Here is a 19,695-nt window from a genome sequence, read left to right on the forward strand (position 1 = left end):
AGTTAGGATCGCGTAAACTTACAAAGGTGCCCGAATCCTTTGAGATTACTCGCATTTTATTGATCCAATCACCGTCTTTGAAAGACGCGATGTCGCATGGATGTCCCAAACGGGGACACTTTAGTGGCAGACATAGATCGCAAGGCACAGGCGCTTTCCGCGGCACTCAAGCGGATGCCGAAGCTACAGCAGCAGTTGACCGACCGCGTTCTGGCGATGGCCGCGGAGCTCGAGAAGCTGACAGCATGCGTACCTGCCGCGGAAGGGAAGGCCTTTCTCAAGGCCCGCTGTAATCTGCCTACGAGCGAGCTATCTGCGTATATCGGGTTCGCGAAGACGCTGAAGGGCTCGGAGGATGTCCTTCGCAACTGTCGCGGAACAACGGGCGAACTATGTGAGAACATCCCCGCCAATTGTTCTACATTAGATTTTTCTCAATGAGAACGTTGGCTTGCCTCTATCAAAAGCCGCTCCAGATAGCTGGAAGCGGCATGCTTGATGAAATAAATAGAATACGAGTAGCCAATATTCGGGAAAGTATTTGACCTAGAAAAATGTTGCTCGTTCCCATGAAACGTGGAGATCAATCGAGATTTCCACTCACTTTGTCAATTAGCTCGCAAGGATATGCTTATTCTGTAAGCCTCCGCCCATGGCTTTAACGACAGTGCGCCAACCGTTCGTTGCGCCTTTCCGATCGGGTCCCAGGTCGCTATCGCCTCGTAGAGCGGAGATCGATCCAGATTTTTAGCGTCAAAACACCTTTTTCCGACACACGCCGCAGGTATACCCAGACAGATCAGAGGCCTCAAAAGTATCCTGCCCGGGGTGTCACAAGCGCCAGGCAGCCATTGGGACCGTGAGCGACGGCGAACAACGGCCGATCATCCATTCTGATCGGGGAGCGCATTATCGCTGGCCCGGCTGGCTCAACAGGATCAGCAATGCGCAGCTGGTTCGTTCGATGCCCCGAAAAGGCTGCTCGCAAGACAACGCCGCTTGCGAAGGGTTCTTCGGCCGGCTTATAACCGAGTTCTTCTATCCACGTGACTGGAAAGCCATCACGATCGAACAGTTCGTCGCCGAAGTGGATGCCTACATCCGTCGGTACAATGAGAAGCGTATCAAAATATCGCTCGGATCACTCAGCCCGGTCGAGTATCGTTATAGCCTCGGCCTGAACTTATAAAGCAGTCCAATTTTTATCCGCACCGCCGTTAGGCTCAGTTCCGCATGGAAACCAACAATCGGCGTCAGAAAGGACGGCTTCAGATATTCTCGCCACGGTTGTTCCTCATGCTGTCCGGACGTCGCCGATGAACTCTTCAAGTGTGATTAGATGAGGCCGGACGGCTTCCGGGTATGACGCATGGATACCAGAGGGCACCACAAGACGAACACCAGCCTCGACCATCTCGGTGAACTGGGCTTCGGAAACCCCCTCCTGCAGCGTCAGTAGATGCTTGGTCTGTATGCGATCGGCCTCATTGATGATCTGTCTCCAACGATCCTTGCAAGTCGTCTTCGCCGCCAACATCCGCAGTCGGTTCGCGGGAAAGGAGTTGTCCTGGTACGCCGCTACGCTAGGAAACAGGAAATCCGGGCGTTTGTTGACCTCGATCAGAGGGTTGTGGACGAACGCGGTCCCAGGGGCGAGACCTTCCTCCTCGAAGAGAGCCACCGTGTGATATTCCAGGGACTTCCCTGCCCGGGACTTGCGGCTTTGCAAGATCGTGTTCGCCATGCCCAGGAACCCATCGATCGAGTGGAAGCCCTCCTTGATCTTCGGCAACCAGGATGCCTCCTCGATCGACTTGAATATCTCGAACTCGCAGGCGCGGCGCAGCATCAGTCTGACATCCACTGGCATGCCGCTCGCCGGCCGTAGGCCGATAGTTTTCTCGATAATTTCTCGACCGGTCGGAAACGCAGTTAGCCACCCTTCCGGTATCTCGTCCGGCTGCAACCAGCACGTCGCTCGGCTCGGGATTGCCGTAAATAGATCTGCTTGCGGATCCGAAATGCCCGGCCGCCAGATCACTGGAATCTTAGGTTCCACCGGACCCAAACGCTCTTCGACGAAGTCAGCTTCCGTTCCTTCGCCACCGCAAACCCAGACATGGCATTCCGCCGGCGACGTCTCACTCTCCACTTTGAAAGCGAACACCGCAAGCGCTCCGGTGCTGTCTGGGTCGAGAAGCGCGGACTGGGCGCCCCCGAAGCCTGTCAGTCTGGTTTCGTTTCTCGTGCCGCCGTGAAACTTGCCGTTATACCAGATCGCTCTGATGGTCCTGACCTCCGGGTGAGAGTCGAGGTACAACTCGAAGAAGGCGTCAGGCCTCTCGACTTCGGGGCGATTGATGCTTGGAAGCACCTCAAAGAGCACGGGCTTCGGAATGTACGGCCCGGCCTGGTGACTCTTATTCGCCAACGTGTCATTGCCAGAAAGACGCTTCGCGTACCATAGGTAGCCCGGCTTTCCGAACTCCGCCATCCAATCACTCAGGTCGGCTATCGCCATCCCGTATCCCCTCGATTTCCCCCGTCGACTCGGTTGATTCGAGCCACGCTCGGATCCTGTCCACGACCGCGGGAAATGGCAATCTCGTTTTCCCTTTTAAGGCGCATTCCCACACAGTTAGATGTCGCCACCCCAGACCTTGCAGTTCGCTGCGGACGCGGACGTCACGCTGCCTGTTGCCCTCGATCTTTGCTTGCCAGAAGTCCTGCCTGGACGATGGCATCTTGAAGAGGTGGCAGTCGTGCTGGTGCCAGAAGCACCCCTCGATGAAGATGACAGCCTTTCGCCCGGGAAAAACAAGGTCGGGCTTTCCGGGCAGCCGTTTGTCGTGGATGCGATACCGCAGGCCGAGCGCGAACAAGGCTTTCCGGATGGCGATTTCCGGCCTCGTGTTCTTGCCCTTGATGCCAGCCATCATCTCGCTGCGCTTCTCGGGCGAAACCACGTCCGTCATCAGGCGCGCTTGAGAATGACTTCCTCGACCTCTTGATAATCCAGGATGTACGGCTTCATGAGCTCGGCCACGGCCTTAACGGCCGGCACGGCAACCGAATTACCAAACTGACGGTAGGCCTGCGTATCGGAGACGGGGATCCGGAAGTCGCTTTCGCCGGGAGCATCAAAGCCCATGAGGCGTGCGCACTCGCGCGGTGTAAGGCGGCGCGGGTTCCGGCCATCGCCACGGCTAATCAGGATCTCGGAGCCGTCCTTATGATAACGAGCGGACAGTGTACGGGCGATGCCGTCCGGAGTGAACAGACCGAAGCCGAAGCCATTGCCGGCTGCTTTGTGCTTGGCGGCATAGGCTTGAAGGTATGCCCAAAGCTTGTCGGTCAGCGTGTATTTATCGGATACGCGACCGATGTTGCCGTCCGTGAACGGCTTCTCAGGAGCTTCCTCGCCGTTTTCCGGATGGAGGATCGTCTTGAGGGTCGGCCCCTTCAGGACGTCAGGGATCTGCAGGTCCTCGAAGTTGAAGCCCTGATCCTGCCGGAAGCCGACAATGAATATGCGTTCGCGGTGTTGCGGAAGCCACGACTTCGCATCTAGGATCTTGCACTTGATGGTGTAACCGAGCTGGTTTTCGAGGACGTCCCTGATAATCGCGAAGGTTCGCCCCTTGTCATGATTGACCAGATTCTTCACGTTCTCTAGCAGGAACGCCTTCGGTTGCTTGACCTCGAGTATGCGCTGGATGTCGAAGAACAGCGTACCCTGCGTCTCGCAGGCGAACCCGTGCGCACGGCCAAGAGCATTCTTCTTCGACACGCCTGCCAACGAAAACGGCTGACACGGGAAACCAGCGAGGAGGACGTCGTGGTCAGGGACATCTTCCGCTTTCAGGTCGCGGATGTCGTCCCAGATCTCATGCTCGTCGTCAGGGTAATTTGCACGGTATGTCGCTTGGGAGTGCTTGTCCCATTCGCACGTGAATACGCACTTGCCGCCGATAGCGTCGAATCCGCGGCGCAGGCCGCCGATACCCGCAAACAGGTCGATGAATGTGAACGAGTGTTCCGACGGCGCAAGGCAGCGCTCCTGCCGCACGGACTCGAGCTTATCGGTGATGACCTTCCGCGGTACGTTCTCACCGGAATCCCAGCGGTAAACCTGGCGTTCGTTGTAGCCCAAAAGTTCGGCTGCTTCGGGCACGCTCAGACCGGCTTTTTGACGCAGAACGGAAAAACTTGTCATTGGTATCACCTCGCATTCGCTGGGAGTCTTTCTGACATTTCGGCACGATTCTACCAATAGAACATAAAGAGAACATTAACAAGTTTGTTCCGCCTTAATGGGAGGCCCGTTGATCAGGCGGCGTCGATCGTCCAATCGGTCAGATCGAAATGTTGGTTGACCAGCTCTTCGAGGGCTTGATCGAGGACTTCCTGTGAGGCGAGAAACGCAGCCAGATCCCGCGCGGCCTCTTTCTGATTTGACTCGTAAAGTGCCAAGGCGGCGCGCCGCAAGGGCACGATCAGAACCGGCTTCGACACCTGGCTGTCATTGGCTGCTTTCACTCCCGCCCATTCGAACGTTACATTCCAGCTTTTCGATATGTTCATCGCAAACGACCTTTACCAGCTCGAGCAGATGCGCGGTGCGCTCCTCTTTCGAGAGAAAACATGCGTCGGCGCCAGATCTATCGATTGACCTTTCTAATGTTTGGTTTGTGGTAGAAGCAGAGGACGACGGCTTTTCAGTTCGTCAATTTGCGGCCGTCCAAAGTTGCCGCCTCGACGGCCTAAATACGATGGAGCCGACGCGCACCATTGTCCACTCTTTCGATTGAAACCGAACCGACCTAGCCTCGCTCCATCGAAATCTGGCAGCATAGTTATATTGTTTTTGCAAATTAATTATAACGGGATCGGGCGATGAAACAGATTGACCTCGTTTACAGAACGGCGTTCGCTGAACTCGCGCAGCGGATGTTCGATGCTCAGTTTCAGGCAGACTTTCCCCTCGAAGGTCGGTTTGTTTCCGTTCCGGTCAAGGGCCGCAATTACTGGTATTTTGATCTCCCTACTCCCAAGGGTAAGGACAAGAGACGCTATGTCGGCCCGCAGGCTGACGTCGACATTACGGCTCGGGTGAAAGCCCATAGGCAAGTTAAAGACGACATCCGGGAGCGGCGCAAGCTCATCGGCATGTTGCTGCGAAGCGGTGGCATGTCCGCGCCGGATCGCTTCGCTGGTGAAGTGACCAAAGTACTCGCTGACGCGGGCCTATTCCGTCTGAGTGCACTCCTCGTCGGTTCTGTGGCTTTCAGCTGTTACTCAGGCCTCCTTGGCGTTCGTCTCCCTGGTACCTCTATGCAAACAGGCGATGCGGACTTCTCGCAGGACCCGCCATCATTTGGGTATCCTTTTCCATCATGGTAGCGAGAATGCCGCGACGTTCTTGGTAAATTTGTTTTGCTTCTAGTTTAGGTCGCCCTACGCTTTCAAATTCTTCCTCAGAAACCTTCAACTGCTTAGCGAATTTCTGTTGGTAATCGACGGATTTACCTTTTTCGCCTGCCTCTTCGTAGCCGTCGGCAAGGAGGGCGAACAACGCGCCGCATTGGATTACAGTGTCGTTGTAAGGTGCTTTCTCATATGGAATTCGCGTCTGCGCTTGGACCGGCGATCCGCTAATGGCCACGCCCAGAGCAATAGACGATAAAACGACGCTCCGCATATTCGCTCCCAAAGCAATCTCACATACAAATTTTCAATGCCAACACGGCCAAACTTTACCGCGTATTTCTAAACCATTCGGTGAGCGCATTAGGAAAACTGTCTCGAACGTCTTTGGTCGAAAATGCTCACAAAGACTGCGTCGAGCTGTAAGGCGCGCACCGAATACGGTGCACGTCTCGTGTCACTACGAAGACAGGCTTGGCAAAAGTGAAACTCTCTCCATCAGCCTCGACGCTCTCGATTTTCTGCCGAACAGCATTAAGCGGTCGGACTTTGATATGGCCGCCTAACTTGCGTTCGCGAACTGCGTGGCCAGTGAATTGCGCGCAAATTGCGTTCACAATCAAGATAGCCGGAGGGCCGCGCATACAAGGATTTGATGGGTTGCCGAACTGCCATTTACCACCATTCCCGTTAAACTGGGTCGAACATATCCCTGAATTCCGGATCGGCAAAATAGGCAAGCTTTTCAGCAAATATTGGTCGTTGTCCGGCCAGAAACAGCAATTGTCCGTGCGCCGGCAGATTGCGCACCTCATCAGGGGTGAGCAGCGGCCGGCCGGTACGCTGTTGGCTGTAGGAGATCCCGGTCTTATCGGAATCGAGCGCTCTCGCCATGGTCTGGAACACGACCGTCTCCTGTCCGTGCAGATCAGAGATGAGGCGGGCGCTGTCATGATCGTTGACGCCGAAGACCTGCAGCACGCCGGCATTTGACAGGAAAGTTCCGGCGCGATGACCGTATGTGGCACGCAGCTGATGGATGTCCTGGAGGATGGGCCAAAGCTGGACACCATAACCCGCCATCAGACCCATCGCGCGCTCGACTGGTGCCAAATGCCCAAGGGATGCGAACTCATCGAGCAGATAGAGAACCGGTGTCGCCGGCTTTGTCGGATCGCGGGCCATTTCGAGCAGGCTTTGTGAGACAAGCAGTCGCAGCCAGCGCGAATAGGTCGAGAGGCGATCAGGGGGAAGGACGAGGAACACCGTCACATTGCTGCGCTTGAGATCGGCAAACCGGAAATCCGAGCGACTGAGGACGGCCGTCATGCGCGGTGAATCAAGAAAATGCGTATGGCGCTGGGCTGCCGACAGAACGCCTGCAGCTTCGCGATCGGGTTTTCCGAGGTGTCGGTTTGCGGCGCGCGCGACAAGACCTCCCGCCGCATCGCTGTCCTGCATCCGCTTGAGCAGTGCTGCAAACTGGTCTGGAGCAAGGGTAAGATACTCTCGAAGTGTCGCGAGGTGCCTTCCACTCAAAGGCTCCGCTGCAACGATCTGGAGCAGTAATCCGGCAATCAGTGCTTTTGCCTCCTCGTTCCAATGCGCCTCTCCCGCCATTCCCGGTTCGTCGAACACGAGAGCGTCGGCAAGGGCACTGGCATCTTCCGCGACATCGAGGTTTTGGGGATCAAGCATGGCCAGGGGATTGAAGGCTGCCGTGGGTCTGCCAGTGACCCCGAAAGGATCGAGCACATGAACCGGCCCGAATTTCTGGCGCGCACGACCGGTGATTCTTGCATTCTCACCTTTCGGATCGACGCAGATCACGGAACGGTCGGCGGTCAGCAGGTTCGGGATGATAGTGCCCACGCCCTTGCCGGTACGGGTCGGCGCCATCGTCAGGAGATGGGCCGGGCCATCATAGCGCAGAGGCTTGGCCGTTTTCGTATCACGACCGATCAGGAGGCCGGAGCCGGATGAGGTGAGAGCGGCTATTTCCTTGTCTGTCGCAAAGCGGGCGGAGCCATGGGTATCATCGTCATTCTCCCCGAAATGCAAAATCAGTGGAGTGGTAATGAACCAGAAGGTGATAACGGCCAGCGCCAGCAGGGTTAAGAGACCTGGGATGATGTAGACAGGCGAGCCCCGCTCGAAACCCATTTGCTCGAGGAAATGACCGCCACCCATGCCGATCACGAACGTGACGTTGAACAGGATGAACAAAAATCCAAGAAGCCGTTTCCAGATCCGGAAGGGCATGGCGATCAAAGCCAGAAGCGCCCAAAGCGGATCACGCGCGGCGGCTCGCATCATGTTCTTGAATGCGTCCCGAGAAAGTCGCAACCGGTTCATGGATACCCTTCCGCGCTGTCGCCACCCTCTCCCTTGTCCGGCAGTCCTGGTTCGATCAGATCGTCAAACAGCGCCTTGTCATTGTCGCGTGTCAAAAAGCCTGGTAGTTCGCGACGCAGCCATGTACCGAGTTGTTTGCTGAACTCCTGATCATCCGAGGTCTGCAGGTGATGCAGAACGAGCGACCCGATCAGGACCTTGCGGCGCGTATCGTTGTTGCGCTCGGTTTTCGAGAGACGCGCCTTGAGCGCGGACCGTTGCGCATCCAGTTCAGCCAGACGCTGTTCGATGGTTTTCCTTGCCACGATTGTTCCTTTCGATTGCGGTCGCACCGGAACTGCCGCTGTTGAGCACGGCTTCGTTCCTGAAAGACAGACCAGTGTCTATGAGGAGATCGACATAGCGATTGTAAGAGGAGGTTGGACCCTGTGGTTCATGACGCTGCGGTGGCTGGTGCCTGAGCTCAGGATTGGTCTGCCACCGGTGAAGCTCAGTCGCTGGAATTTGCGGCTTGTCCCGCGGCCTGTTCGAGCTTTTCGATGTGCTCGCGGCAAAGCCTCTCCACCATCTTATGAAGTTCCGCCGTCCGCTCCTGAAGCCAGGTGAGCGCCTCTTCGGAAACCTCGAAACGCTTCGAATAGCGTGCCTTGACGTAGGCCTCATTCAGGATGTTGTACCATGTGGTAAATCGCTGACGGTCGCGCGGCCAGATGTCGATCAAACGGTGATCGCGACCTTCGGAAAGTCCACGCAGGAATTTGAGGTTGTGCGACGCAGGCGAATAATTTGTCAGCGTCAGGAGATAGCAGTTGTAAGCCGTCTCGACTGCCTGATGCAGTTGGAAGGCGGCAATGTTGGCATTGTTATCCTTCAGGGCATAGCCAGCCAACTTAATGAAAGTTTGTGCATCAGGAAAATGTCTGCTGAAATGCTCCTCGGCAACCCTAAGTGCATCGGAAGGGCTGAGCGGTTTCGCTTCAGCCAGCGGCCGGTCGTCGAATTCGTAAAGAACAATACCTTCGCGGGCGAGGTCGACGAAGAAGTACTGGCCGTCCTGCAAAAAATTGCTGATTTCGCGAGCGCCATGCACGATAAGCCCCACGGGCGTCTCGATTTCCTTGTCCCACATCAGGCGGTCTGTCGCCTTGTCCCAGTATTTGGGGTCGGCAAGTTCCTTGTTGCTGACGATGACAAGGATGTCGAAATCCGAGCGATAGCCTTTCGACGTATGCGGTTCATCCACCCAGGTGCCACGCGCGTAAGAACCGAACAGAATGATTTTGAAAATCCGCCCATCCCTCTTGGCGTCAGACTTCGAGCGCTCCACCAGATCAGCAAACTCTTCCTGAATAATTCCGACGACGCGCGCGAGCTCGCGTTGCTTTCGTTCCGGCAAATGTTCAAGGCTGGTCTTCATGTCTGCTCCGCTTATCGACGGTGTCCTGTATGGGCCATTCCAGCGGCCTTTGAAACTCCGATTTTTGGTAGCCACCAAACGAATGCCTGTCTTCTCGGACGATGCACATTCGATCTTTAGGCAACCGGCTCTGATTTATGCAGATGGTATTGCAATACCTTCATTCCTCAATAGCGAACATTCAATGGTACTTTATCCTAGGTTGTATATCGGCTTCCCGGTTTTTTCCCAATCGCAGGCGCTACGGGCGCTATACCGTGGCCGACTGAGTGGAGCGTAGAGGTTACGAAGGACCGTTAACGACGCACCCTGTCCAATCGCTGCAGCCAGATGCCCGCCTGCACTGCCGCTCACTTCGACGCAATTTTGGTAACACAGTCACGTCAAGAGAGGCACGGTCATGGAGGCGGCCATCACCATCCAGACAGGAGTGCGGGCCGCCCCCTAATTGGAAGCGACCCGCTAGATGGATGATCGAGGGCAAGGCAATTGGAAGCGCTGCATGAGTCTTGACGGCATAACCTCTCAAGGTCGCCATTTTGCGAAACGCAGAGCAAATGCCTATAGCGGTCCCGTACTCCAGGTACATCTAGTCATTCGGACAATTCGCTCTCTAGTGCGCTACCCGTTAGCTTACCGCCGACCACCACCTATTCAAACGCCCAAGATTATCGCTGCGTCACGCTGAGGCTTCTCGGCCGTATGTCGGATCGTAAACTCCCCCATTTGTCAAAAGAGCCCAAATGATGCGCGCTATACGATTTGCCACAGCGATAACGGCAACTTTGTACGGTCGTCTCGCGCGCAATCGACTGGCCCAACGACCGATTGGAGTTTTCTTGTCTCGCATCATGATCACTGTGCCCCCGAGATAAAGCATCGTTCGGAGTTCGCTATTCCCCATTTTCGTAATGCGGCTCAGAACCGAACGACCTCCGCTTGAATGCGTGCGAGGAGTAAGACCCAGCCATGAAGAGAAATGGCGGCCAGATGGAAACCGATGGATATCAGGAATTGTCGCAATAACGCACATTGCAGTTTTCGGGCCAACACCAGGTATCGTCAGAAGCCTACACGCGTTCTCATCGTGTTGGACACGTCGCTCAATCTCTTTGTCTAGTTTCGTGACCAAATCATTCAATCGATGTATCTGGTCGCAAATGTCGGTGAGAGCCTTTTTCATAACTGTCGGCAGGACGGTATCTGCTGCACTTTCCATAAGTTTGACTAATTTGGAATAATTTTGAATGCCCTTCGCCGCTATCAGGCCGGCCTCCGCTAGGTGCCCCCGCAGCGCGTTTACGAGTTGAGTCCGTTGTGAAACAAAAAGGCTGCGAGTTCGAAAAATCGTAATTGCCGCTTGTTGGTTCAGGGTTTTGACTGGAACGAAGCGCATTGTCTTTTGCGTAAGCGCAACATTGATCGCCTCCGCATCATTGGCGTCGGTTTTGCCCCGTTTCACGAAGGGCTTCACGTAACTGGTATGTATCAACCGAACGTCATGCCCAAATTCTAGTAACTGGCGCGCCCAGTAATAACTTGTAGCGCAGGACTCCATTCCGATCAGGCATGGTTTGAGCTTGCTGAAAAACTCCAGAACGTTCTCACGTTTGATCTTCGTGTTGAAAAGGGTTTCTCCGCTCGCATCTGCTCCATGCGCCTGGAAAACCTGCTTGGCTATATCAAGCCCTACCGTCGCCACGTCCTGCATCGGCCGCTCCCTTGAAACCTTGGGGATCGATGCCACGATATCATCGCTCGATTTCAAATTGATGATGTGAGCACATGACGCCGTCTTCGGTGTTCGTTCAGGCCTCGGAGAGCCCGCTGATCAAAGTCTCGATGTCCCCCTGACATCGACCTGACCGAATGTCCCATTTTTCGGTGGGAGAAAATCACCTCCCCTGATTGATGCGTTCGCTTCCCTGCTCAAAAACAAGAAATTGCCTCCATTCGACCACTACTTTTAGTAGTCGAAATCGCTGTTCGATGTTGCTAGCGTCGCCACCGGTAAACAGACAAGGGCGCACTTACGACTTGCGGCGCGTTTGGGCGTTTGGTCTCCCCGTTTGCGTATCGGAGATTTCGTTTGGCGATTTATCATCTCAGCACCAAACCTGTCTCGCGCTCATCCGGTCGCAGCGCTGTGGCATCTGCCGCCTACCGTTGTGCTGTTCTTCTCGTCAATCAACGCGATGGCCTTGTGCATGACTTCACCCGGAAAGAGGGTGTCGAGCATAGTGAGATCGTGCTGCCGGACGGTCTTTCTGCCAATTGGGCTTTGGATCGTTCGGCGTTGTGGAATGCTGCCGAGTTTGCAGAAAAGCGAAAGGACGCCCGCGTCGCCCGCGAATTCGAAATCGCGCTTCCGCATGAGCTTTCACCAGAGGGGCGACTGAAGGCTGCACGCGCCTTTGCCCAGGATCTGGCAAACCGCTATGGCGCGGCCGTGGATTTTGCAATCCATTCGCCAAGCGAGCATGGTGATATCAGGAACCACCATGCGCATGTTCTGATGACGACGCGACAGGTTGGCATAGCCGGCCTTGGCGAGAAGACCTGTCTTGAGCACAAGAACGCACGGCTGTTGGCAAATGGCATGGCGACGACCGACATGCAGCTTCGCGATATCCGGCAGGCATGGGAAGGCATTGCCAACCGTCAGCTTCAACGCGAAGGCCTGGATGTTCGCATCGATCATCGCTCGCATGCGCAGCGCGGCCTTGAGTTGTCGCCGACCGAGCATATGGGCGTGCATGCGTCGCAGATGCGCCAGCAAGGAATGGCCGTCGAGCGCGGGCGGCTGGATGACGAGGCAGCACGGCAAAATGCCGCGCTGATCCGCCAAAAACCGGAACAGGTTCTGACGCTGATCAGCCATGAGAAGAGCGTGTTCGATCGCCACGACATTGCCAAAACCTTGCATCGCTACATCAATGATGACGCCCAGACATTCCAGAACGCCTTTGCGGCTGTCATGGCATCACCAGCGCTCGTGGAGCTTCAGGCTGAGCGCATCGATGCCGAGACAGGCGAAGTGTCCAAAGCGCGCTATTCGACGCGGGACATGATCGATCTGGAACTGCGCATGGCGCGATCGGCGGAACGGTTGCATCAGGCGCATTCCCATGGCGTCGATCGTCGCCATGTCGATCGAGCCATGGAGAGGCAGGATAACGCCATTCGCAAAAGCTCCAGCGGACCGTCGGCTGCGAGGGATCCCTCAGCGGGATTGTCGGGCGAACAGCGTCACGCGATTGCGCATATTACAGGTCCAGAACGCATCGCCGCTGTGGTCGGGTTTGCCGGCGCTGGAAAGTCCACCATGCTGGCAGCCGCTCGTAAGGCCTGGGAGGCTCAAGGCTATCAGGTCCATGGTGCAGCGCTTAGCGGAAAGGCAGCCGAAGGCCTTGAGGAAAGTTCCGGCATAGAGAGCCGCACTCTGGCGTCATGGTCTTACAGCTGGGACCATGGCCGGGATCTGATCGGTCGCAGTGACGTGTTTGTCATTGACGAGGCCGGCATGGTCGGGAGCCGGCAGCTTGCCCGGTTCATCGGAGAAGCGGAAGAGCGCGGCGCAAAGATCGTTCTTGTCGGCGACCATGAGCAGCTCCAGGCCATCGGGGCTGGTGCACCCTTCAGGGCGATTGCCGAGCAGATTGGCCATGTCGAACTTTCAAATATTCGCCGCCAGCGCCATGATTGGCAGAGACAGGCATCGGTTGCCTTTGCGACCCACAAGACAGCCGAGGGGCTGGCCGCCTATCGCGATCACGGCGCCATCCACTTTGCGGAAAGCCGCGACGCGGCGACGGCGCAGATCGTGCGTGATTATGTCGCCGACAGTGAGCGGCGTGCCGATGGCACCCGGGTTGCCATGGCGCATCGCCGCGCCGATGTGCGCGCCCTCAATGCCGCCATCCGCTCCGAGTTTCAGAACAGACAAAAGCTGGAGCGCAGCCCCGGGCTGGGCACCAGTGCGGGGCGTGGGAATGGTGAGGACCGTGTAGGTGGTGGGGATGTTGGAGAACGCGTGTTCCAGACCAATAACGGCAAACGCGCCTTCGGCCCCGGTGACCGGATCATCTTCCTCGAAAACAACCGCGACCTCCGCGTCAAAAACGGCATGCTTGGCACGGTCGAGCATGTGGAGCCGGGCAAGATCATCGCCCGGCTCGATGGTCGAGGTGGCGACAGTGTCAGCGTTCCCACGGACAGCTATCAGGCGATCGACCACGGCTATGCGACAACGATCCATAAAAATCAGGGGGCGACGGTCGATCGCGCTTTTGTGCTGGCGTCGAGCACCATGGACCGGCATCTGACCTATGTTGCCATGACCAGGCATCGCGACAGCGTGCAGCTCTATGCCGACATCAAGGAGTTCGCCAAGGCGGGCCGGCTGGTTGATCACGGCGTTGCACCCTACGAGCATCATCGCCAGGCGCGAGAAAACTATTTTGTGACGCTGGAGAACGACAAGGGCGATCAGCGCACGGTGTGGGGCGTCGATCTCAAGCGGGCCATGCGAGATGCATCGCCAGAGATCGGGGACAGGATTGGCCTCCGGCATGAAGGCGCCACGCCTGTCACGCTTCCGGATGGCACGCAGGCCGAGCGCAATGCCTGGCGTGTCGTCAAGGGTGACGCGTTGGCGTACCAGCAGCTGACAAGCCGCCTGTCGCGTTCCGGCGCGAAGGAAGCCACGCTGGATTATATCAGCGACTTTGCCGAGCGGCGCGGGATCGCAAGCGACCCATGGATCACCAGCGACCAATGGATCGGACAAGAGTTTGAGGTCAGAAGCGAGATTGAACTTGCTTCCGCCAAAGATGAGCGTCAAGAGGTCTTGTCCCGTGCGGCCCATCTGCAACGGGAGCAACAGGACCGGCCATCAGAGCGTGAGCAGGTTTACGAGGAACGTGCCGGCGATCGGGCCGGCCCTGTTCACCGCGAAGATCCTTGCAATCAGTTCGCCCGAACAATCGATGACGGTCGGCGCGACGATCGGGGAGATGAGAATAAAGGATATCGCCGCATTCGGTGGTCCGAGCTCATGTCGCAAGACGGCACCGTCCCTGCCCCCACAGAAAATGTCAGCCAGCTCTCGCCGCTGGAACCCGGTAAGCCCACTCCACTTGTGCCAGCGATCAAGCGTCACCACCGCAGCATCGAAGAGGTGGCCCGAGAAAAAGCGATGTCTGTCATCGACCAGAGATTCGATACGGTGGAGTCCGTCGCGCGGCACGTGTTCCGTGATCCGGCCGAGGTCGCCGCAAGACTGCGCACTGCGATGACCGAGAAGGAAGGCAACGGAAAAATCATGGCAAAGGCCATGGCCGAGCAACCCGAGCGGTTCGGGGAGCTGCGCGGCAAGTCGGGTCTGTTCGGAAACAACAAGGAGCGGAAAGAGGCACTACAATACGCCAGATCTCTCTCTGCCCATATCGGCTATGTCTCCGAGGCATGGGAGCGCCGGCTTGGCGAAGAACGCGCGAGCGAACAATGGCAGCGCGAACAGCGTGATGTCATCGAGGTCCCTGCCCTCACGCCGCGCAGCGCCGAAATCATTGTTGAGGTGGAGAAGATGCCGGTCGCGAAGCGGAGCCAGTTTATCGCGGAGCTGCGATCGTCAGCTGAGGGCCAGGCCGCGCTCGATGAGGCAAAGCTGGTGGCCGAAGCACTCACGCGGCGGTTTGGCAGTTCCGATCCTCGCAGGTTCGCCGAGGAGCTTGCGGCACGCCCGGAGCTCGCAAAGCAGGCCGAGCACATTCAGATGACAGCCCGTATCGTGAACCGAACGCGCATGGCCGAGCTTAGCCATGACCACGCACTCAGACGGCAGCTGAACCGGTCTCAGGGGCTTGGATTGAGCAGATAGTAGGGTACGCACGATCGCTGACTTGTCGGCCTTACGGTATCGCACCTTTGGCCTTCCTGCGCCTTGTTCCGACAGAAACGCAACAGCGGGCAAACAACGCCGACATCTCGGATCTGCTGCCCTTCAGCTTTCACGAATCCGTAGCGGCCTGATCGGCATCCAATTCGAATCCGCTGCACCAAACCCGCCCGCCTCAATGCCCAAGAAAATGAACGCTTACCCTCAATAGCCTTGAATTAGCGGCAAAAGCCTCGACATCACGCCGCTGGCGCGCCCTGGGAAAATTACCGTGGTCCGGCAAAACGCGCTCCAGCAACGCGACGTAAATATTCAATATTTTGAGAAACCCTCCGGACCGGATGGATACTTTTTCTGATCAAACCGATTTGACTGCCAGTGATACTTGTCGCTCCGCCAAAAGGGCCCCAGATGCAGGCCCAAAGCAAATGTTCCTAAACCGAGGGAATGATTGGACCAAAAGTCCCGACGAATTTCGCAGATCCTTCAGAACTTCTTCGCTCTCTGACTTTGCGTCTGCTAACTCGGCCCTGCAGCAATTTTCAGAGCGGAAATAACTGCACCATACCCGAGAAAGCTAAGAGATAAAAAGCACATGAACCGTACAAAATCAGGAGCTTTATGTCCGCAGTATCGAAATACTGAGAGCAAGACGAAGCCCAGCAGGATGACTGCTCCAGCGTAAGACATCAAAACGATTGCCACACGGTTATCCTCCAACAGCCAGGCAATCACACCAACCGCGACGAGCTTTCCATACGGCGCCACCGCAGGCAGGATGTCACTAGCATAGCCCTCCGGACGTCGTTCATCGAATCGAGAATCGAGAACACCGATCGATGACTGAAAGCTATTGTATGCGAGTGTCAGTAGAACGAAACTGATCCCCACATGAGAGAGAAACAGACCGTACCAATATCCCTGTTGCGAAAATGCATAATCAGCGGCCGAGGCCGCGAAGAGCAAAAGCACGAACGTTCCGCAACCAGATGCAAACCTTTGCCAAATATCGAGCGTTACACGCCGCTTGCGATAGAACCATGAAACGAAATTCATTTTTTGCCCCCGAGCCAAATACGCTGGGCGGTATGCCATTGAGACGTTGCTTTATCATTGGAAATAAATGGATATTTTTATGTAATGCGAGCCGCAGAGCCAAATTTCGAGATCCCAAGGGGCGAATCCGCGACCTGTAATTTTAAAGGCTTAGGCAGCCTCTAGACAAGTGAGCACAGCAGCGTCAGGAGCTGTCTTCCAAGGCTCAGATATTACATCAGTGTCTAGCAAGACCATTCGAAAGTCATCGGTACTGCCGGAGTCTTGTCGGGCTGTTGTTGCAGCGCTTCGACGTCACTGTTTGACATTCCGGCTTCACGTCCAATGGCCGCGAGAAGCGAGCCGAGTTTCACGCGTCCAGATGGACGAACAGCGGCTTCGAGGATGTCACGAATTTCGGCCTCGGTACTACGACCGTGATAAGCTGCTCTTGCGCGTAACGTCCGATGAGTTTCATCAGAGAGGTTTCGTATGGTCAACGCCGCCATTTATCCGATCCTATCAACATTTCCACTATGATATCCACCACAGAAATGATAGCATTTTCAAGTCGTACTACGAAGATTGTCGTGCGCGTTCTTACGCTTTGAATGAAGTCGAACCGTCGACCCCGCCCCTGGAATTAGATAAACATTTGCAACACAATTCATGCACAGTCGCAGACGCCGCCGTAACTTGGTTTTGCTGGCTAATCGGAATGATGCGCACCGAAAGAAAATCGACTGAACGACGGTATAACTAAAGTCGCCAAGTTGCCGAGAAATCGCAGTATTCTGCTGCAACATCTGTTTGATTTCTGAAACGGCGGGCTCCACTCGCGATCTTGGGTACGTCATTTCAGGACAGCGGTGGGTTTCTGCTCTTCCATGATTGAAATCAGCTGCCCCTCCCCTTCTAGGTCAGGACACTTCGACTTCAGCGACGCAGACAGGGATCGTCTTGTCTGGAGAACGAACCTTTGTAGCGTTGAAGGCCGTCCGCAGGCATGTCTCGCGAACGAAGGTCAGGTAAGTGGCGGCGGGCAGTAGCACCTCGCGCTCATGGCTGAATTCGCCTCGTAGATTGAACACAAACGCTTTCGTGGTTGCGGTCTTCGTCGTCAGCACGATGAGATCGAGCCGTCCGGCGTCGTATGCCTTGGCCTTCCAAAGTGCGTTAGCGAACGCGACGTTCGGATTGAAGGTAGTGGAGAGCGGTCGAGATATCACGGTCTTCCCGGTTCCTCCCGGTCCAAAGGCCGCCATGGAAAAGTATCTGGCCAGCATCAAGGGTGTCGCCAGATGAGATGATGTCACTGCTTACGGCGGCGTCGTCTCTTTTGTCATAGTTTTTCTGATAGGTGGCGATGGCCGCGGGCTTCTTATCTGGCATGGCGTTGACCCACGCCCTGTAGATGGCGTTGGCGTCGAGGCAGTTGTAGATATAATCGCCCAGCCCGTTATCCGTTCCGTTTGCGGTTATGTGCTTTGCGGCTTCGAGCGCGGTGTTGATCTGGGTCGATCCGCCTTTATACGGTTGAGCGAATGGGTCTATGAGTGCGAGAGCCACAAGGAATCCCATTGGTAAGCTGTTTTCGGAAAGGTCAGTCGTCCACCTTGATCATGGCTTCCTTGCTGACGGGCTCGATGCCCTTCAAGGGGCAGGCCATCAGGAAGGCGATGTAGGGCGGTAATTTACGCGCCTTCCGCTCCCATTTGCTCACTGTGGCAGGCCGACCCATATTTTCTCGGCAAGCTGCTCCTGCGTGAGCCCCTGCCTCTTTCTCCCCGCGACAAAATACTCGATGTCCATAGTCAGCGTCATGCTCGGGCATCCAAACAAAAAAGGGACGGTATTTAACCGCCCCTGATATCCTTATAATCGTTCCGTTGTCCTTAGTTAGGTGTGCGGGGAAGTCGGGCGGACATCTATCGGAACATCAGCGAAATCCGCTCCCGTTCGCCCCTAACACCCTCGTCGATCGCAGCAGCGATCAGCTTCGCGATGTCACGACGGCAAATGGTCAGGCGCTGCTTGGTGATCTGACGGTGTTCACGAGACCCACCAAGTGCAGTCGTAGCGCCGCTGCGATCATGCCGCGGGCGCGGATCGACAGCTGACTTCCGATACCGACGCCGTTGGCATCGTACCCCGCACCATGCGGGCGGCTGCGACTTGCTTCAGAAGGCGGGCTTGATCGGGAGGCAGAACAAGGCTTGTGGTCATGGTTCGCTATCCCTCTGATAAGATATTACCCCGCCAACATAAGGACCCATCGGGTTACTTGTGAAGTAGCTCATTAAGTGAAACAACCGTAAATAATGCTCGGACGTCAGCAACTTCGAGCGCGATCTCTTGCTGGAAACTTCGAACACCAATAGAGAGAAAGGAACACTACCAGAGCGAGAACATACCCGTGCATGACGATAGCGTTGATCAATTCGTGGCGTACAAGGAAAAGCAATCGAAGGAGCCGGAGAAGGGACCGGGCGCGCTGGGCTTGATCATCAGCCTTATCATCATTTGTGGCCTCGGTTACGGCGGGATAAAGCTATACGGCGCGATCCAAGACCGTCAGATCACGGCCGAGAAAAAGCAGATGGACGAACAGGCTGCTCGATGGGCGGCGCTGGAAGCCGAGCAACAGCGGATTGCAGATGCTAAGCGCGAGGAGATCAGGACGGCGGACAAGGAAACCCTTCGGAAGGTTATCGAATCCTGCAAAGATCAGCTGATGACCATGCGCTCGAAGAGCGTGTTCGCAACCAATTATCCGTATTACTCTCCCTCCGATCTTGATCGCTTCGCAGGTATCGGAATGCCCGTTGGTGGTTTCCCGAGCGCCGTTCTCGACAAATACGATTTCGATGCAACTGCGTGGAACCTCGATCGTATTTCAAACAAGGAATATCCGGTCTCCACCATTTCGTTAGTCGTCGAAGGGGCGGAAGATGGGTTCTCGGTCCGCCAGTATGCAGCCGTCTTTAGCTGCCAGCTCGACGGCCTAAAGGCGAGCGAACCCGAGCGCACGCAGGTCTACTATTTGAATTGAGTGACCCAGTTCGAAACTGGATAGTGATTAGCAAAACGAAATATTCGGGAGCTCTGGCATGGACGTAAGGTCACCGCAAGTAACAGGGAATGCCGCCTCACACTATGCGGCTTCTCGTCGAACAAGCGGAGAAAAACGGCGAAGGCAGCATCCGCAGAGACCCGCCTGTTGAGCTGCGCTGCATATCACAAGTAGGGACGCTAGTTTCCTTATCTTCTGGCCCCACGGACACACCATGCATATGCTCGCCACGCGACAATTGCAAAAAGGAAGGACCTAGTCCTCTTCCACCGGTGCAGCTACTGCATCCTCTCGCGCCACAGACACTAGCTGGACGAGCAGTCATTTCGTCAGTCACCATCATGGTGCGCGCGCGTTCTCCCAGCACCAGCAAGCTCACGACTACACGAATGAGCCTTCCAATCTTACCCATTATCGTCTCATAGCCTGTCGTGGAAAGCGCATCTGCGCTACCGTTCGCACCTGTGATCCAGCGTCCGACGCTGACAT

The 19,695-nt window shown here is 56.0% G+C and carries 16 protein-coding genes and 2 pseudogenes; 5 read left to right on the forward strand and 13 right to left on the reverse strand.

All coding sequences use genetic code 11. From position 1 onward, the window contains the following. The first annotated feature begins 123 nt into the window (after nucleotides 1-123). Both V6S97_RS17275 and V6S97_RS17270 read left to right on the forward strand, forming a co-directional pair. Entirely contained in the window at nucleotides 124-441 is a 318-nt protein-coding gene (locus tag V6S97_RS17275) for a hypothetical protein (protein ID WP_334427576.1), read from the forward strand. A gap of 403 nt (nucleotides 442-844) precedes the next feature. Continuing rightward, nucleotides 845-1,189 (forward strand): annotated as a pseudogene (locus V6S97_RS17270) (transposase); the annotation flags it as partial. A gap of 105 nt (nucleotides 1,190-1,294) precedes the next feature. Here the strand turns inward: V6S97_RS17270 and V6S97_RS17265 are convergent. The 4 genes from V6S97_RS17265 to V6S97_RS17250 all read right to left on the reverse strand — a co-directional run bounded on the left by V6S97_RS17265 (nucleotide 1,295) and on the right by V6S97_RS17250 (nucleotide 4,584). Continuing rightward, the gene (locus V6S97_RS17265; RefSeq protein WP_334427575.1) at nucleotides 1,295-2,521 is read right to left on the reverse strand and encodes a type II restriction endonuclease; all 1,227 of its coding nucleotides are present in this window, start codon (nucleotides 2,519-2,521) and stop codon (nucleotides 1,295-1,297) included. Further along, nucleotides 2,499-2,975, reverse strand: a complete 477-nt coding sequence (locus V6S97_RS17260) for a very short patch repair endonuclease (protein WP_112593434.1) — start codon at nucleotides 2,973-2,975, stop codon at nucleotides 2,499-2,501. Before V6S97_RS17260 ends, V6S97_RS17265 begins: the two co-directional genes overlap by 23 nt. Further along, nucleotides 2,975-4,216 carry a DNA (cytosine-5-)-methyltransferase gene (gene dcm, locus V6S97_RS17255; RefSeq protein WP_334427574.1) on the reverse strand — a complete coding sequence of 414 codons (1,242 nt, stop codon included), beginning with the start codon at nucleotides 4,214-4,216 and terminating at the stop codon, nucleotides 2,975-2,977. Before dcm ends, V6S97_RS17260 begins: the two co-directional genes overlap by 1 nt. Before the next feature lie 113 nt (nucleotides 4,217-4,329). Continuing rightward, nucleotides 4,330-4,584: a hypothetical protein gene (locus tag V6S97_RS17250; RefSeq protein WP_334427573.1), complete on the reverse strand. Its 255-nt coding sequence runs from the start codon at nucleotides 4,582-4,584 to the stop codon at nucleotides 4,330-4,332. A gap of 312 nt (nucleotides 4,585-4,896) precedes the next feature. Here V6S97_RS17250 and V6S97_RS17245 point away from each other — a divergent pair. Continuing rightward, nucleotides 4,897-5,367 (forward strand): annotated as a pseudogene (locus V6S97_RS17245) (GSU2403 family nucleotidyltransferase fold protein); the annotation flags it as partial. On the opposite strand, the gene V6S97_RS17240 reads toward V6S97_RS17245, so the two are convergent. The 5 genes from V6S97_RS17240 to V6S97_RS17220 all read right to left on the reverse strand — a co-directional run bounded on the left by V6S97_RS17240 (nucleotide 5,333) and on the right by V6S97_RS17220 (nucleotide 10,910). Further along, complete coding sequence (locus V6S97_RS17240) at nucleotides 5,333-5,701, reverse strand: hypothetical protein (protein ID WP_334427572.1); 369 nt, start codon at nucleotides 5,699-5,701, stop codon at nucleotides 5,333-5,335. The pseudogene V6S97_RS17245 and the gene V6S97_RS17240 overlap by 35 nt on opposite strands. A 416-nt stretch (nucleotides 5,702-6,117) precedes the next feature. After that, complete coding sequence (locus V6S97_RS17235; protein WP_334427571.1) at nucleotides 6,118-7,782, reverse strand: type IV secretory system conjugative DNA transfer family protein; 1,665 nt, start codon at nucleotides 7,780-7,782, stop codon at nucleotides 6,118-6,120. Next, on the reverse strand, nucleotides 7,779-8,087 hold the full coding sequence (locus V6S97_RS17230) for a mobilization protein (RefSeq protein WP_162697144.1): 309 nt from the start codon (nucleotides 8,085-8,087) through the stop codon (nucleotides 7,779-7,781). Before V6S97_RS17230 ends, V6S97_RS17235 begins: the two co-directional genes overlap by 4 nt. A gap of 185 nt (nucleotides 8,088-8,272) precedes the next feature. Then, on the reverse strand, nucleotides 8,273-9,199 hold the full coding sequence (locus tag V6S97_RS17225; RefSeq protein WP_112356949.1) for a nucleotidyltransferase and HEPN domain-containing protein: 927 nt from the start codon (nucleotides 9,197-9,199) through the stop codon (nucleotides 8,273-8,275). A gap of 679 nt (nucleotides 9,200-9,878) precedes the next feature. Next, nucleotides 9,879-10,910, reverse strand: a complete 1,032-nt coding sequence (locus tag V6S97_RS17220) for an IS110 family transposase (protein WP_334427570.1) — start codon at nucleotides 10,908-10,910, stop codon at nucleotides 9,879-9,881. 378 nt (nucleotides 10,911-11,288) lie between these two features. On the opposite strand from V6S97_RS17220, the gene traA reads away from it, so the two are divergent. Next, complete coding sequence (gene traA, locus V6S97_RS17215; RefSeq protein WP_334427569.1) at nucleotides 11,289-15,080, forward strand: Ti-type conjugative transfer relaxase TraA; 3,792 nt, start codon at nucleotides 11,289-11,291, stop codon at nucleotides 15,078-15,080. A gap of 537 nt (nucleotides 15,081-15,617) precedes the next feature. Here the strand turns inward: traA and V6S97_RS17210 are convergent. From V6S97_RS17210 to V6S97_RS17195, 4 genes are all read right to left on the reverse strand, one after another. Next, nucleotides 15,618-16,154: a hypothetical protein gene (locus V6S97_RS17210; protein WP_334427568.1), complete on the reverse strand. Its 537-nt coding sequence runs from the start codon at nucleotides 16,152-16,154 to the stop codon at nucleotides 15,618-15,620. A gap of 224 nt (nucleotides 16,155-16,378) precedes the next feature. Next, the gene (locus tag V6S97_RS17205; protein ID WP_334427567.1) at nucleotides 16,379-16,642 is read right to left on the reverse strand and encodes a FitA-like ribbon-helix-helix domain-containing protein; all 264 of its coding nucleotides are present in this window, start codon (nucleotides 16,640-16,642) and stop codon (nucleotides 16,379-16,381) included. Nucleotides 16,643-17,053: 411 nt separating this feature from the next. Beyond that, nucleotides 17,054-17,362, reverse strand: coding sequence for a hypothetical protein (locus tag V6S97_RS29190; RefSeq protein ID WP_334427579.1), 309 nt, complete (start codon nucleotides 17,360-17,362; stop codon nucleotides 17,054-17,056). Further along, entirely contained in the window at nucleotides 17,310-17,702 is a 393-nt protein-coding gene (locus V6S97_RS17195) for a hypothetical protein (RefSeq protein WP_334427565.1), read from the reverse strand. Before V6S97_RS17195 ends, V6S97_RS29190 begins: the two co-directional genes overlap by 53 nt. Nucleotides 17,703-18,549: 847 nt before the next feature. On the opposite strand from V6S97_RS17195, the gene V6S97_RS17190 reads away from it, so the two are divergent. Beyond that, complete coding sequence (locus V6S97_RS17190; RefSeq protein WP_334427564.1) at nucleotides 18,550-19,185, forward strand: hypothetical protein; 636 nt, start codon at nucleotides 18,550-18,552, stop codon at nucleotides 19,183-19,185. Nucleotides 19,186-19,695: the final 510 nt, after the last annotated feature.

Origin of the sequence: Agrobacterium sp. CCNWLW155, from assembly GCF_036888815.1 — a bacterium.
GTDB classification, from domain to species: Bacteria; Pseudomonadota; Alphaproteobacteria; order Rhizobiales; family Rhizobiaceae; genus Agrobacterium; species Agrobacterium radiobacter.

Bases quoted from the DNA above. Each gene is read 5' to 3' on its own strand.
- V6S97_RS17265 (WP_334427575.1), bottom strand. From the start codon at position 2,521: ATGGCGATAGCCGACCTGAGTGATTGGATGGCGGAGTTCGGAAAGCCG.
- V6S97_RS17260 (WP_112593434.1), bottom strand. From the start codon at position 2,975: ATGACGGACGTGGTTTCGCCCGAGAAGCGCAGCGAGATGATGGCTGGC.
- dcm (WP_334427574.1), bottom strand. From the start codon at position 4,216: ATGACAAGTTTTTCCGTTCTGCGTCAAAAAGCCGGTCTGAGCGTGCCC.
- V6S97_RS17250 (WP_334427573.1), bottom strand. From the start codon at position 4,584: ATGAACATATCGAAAAGCTGGAATGTAACGTTCGAATGGGCGGGAGTG.
- V6S97_RS17240 (WP_334427572.1), bottom strand. From the start codon at position 5,701: ATGCGGAGCGTCGTTTTATCGTCTATTGCTCTGGGCGTGGCCATTAGC.
- V6S97_RS17235 (WP_334427571.1), bottom strand. From the start codon at position 7,782: ATGAACCGGTTGCGACTTTCTCGGGACGCATTCAAGAACATGATGCGA.
- V6S97_RS17225 (WP_112356949.1), bottom strand. From the start codon at position 9,199: ATGAAGACCAGCCTTGAACATTTGCCGGAACGAAAGCAACGCGAGCTC.
- V6S97_RS17220 (WP_334427570.1), bottom strand. From the start codon at position 10,910: ATGCAGGACGTGGCGACGGTAGGGCTTGATATAGCCAAGCAGGTTTTC.
- V6S97_RS17210 (WP_334427568.1), bottom strand. From the start codon at position 16,154: ATGAATTTCGTTTCATGGTTCTATCGCAAGCGGCGTGTAACGCTCGAT.
- V6S97_RS17205 (WP_334427567.1), bottom strand. From the start codon at position 16,642: ATGGCGGCGTTGACCATACGAAACCTCTCTGATGAAACTCATCGGACG.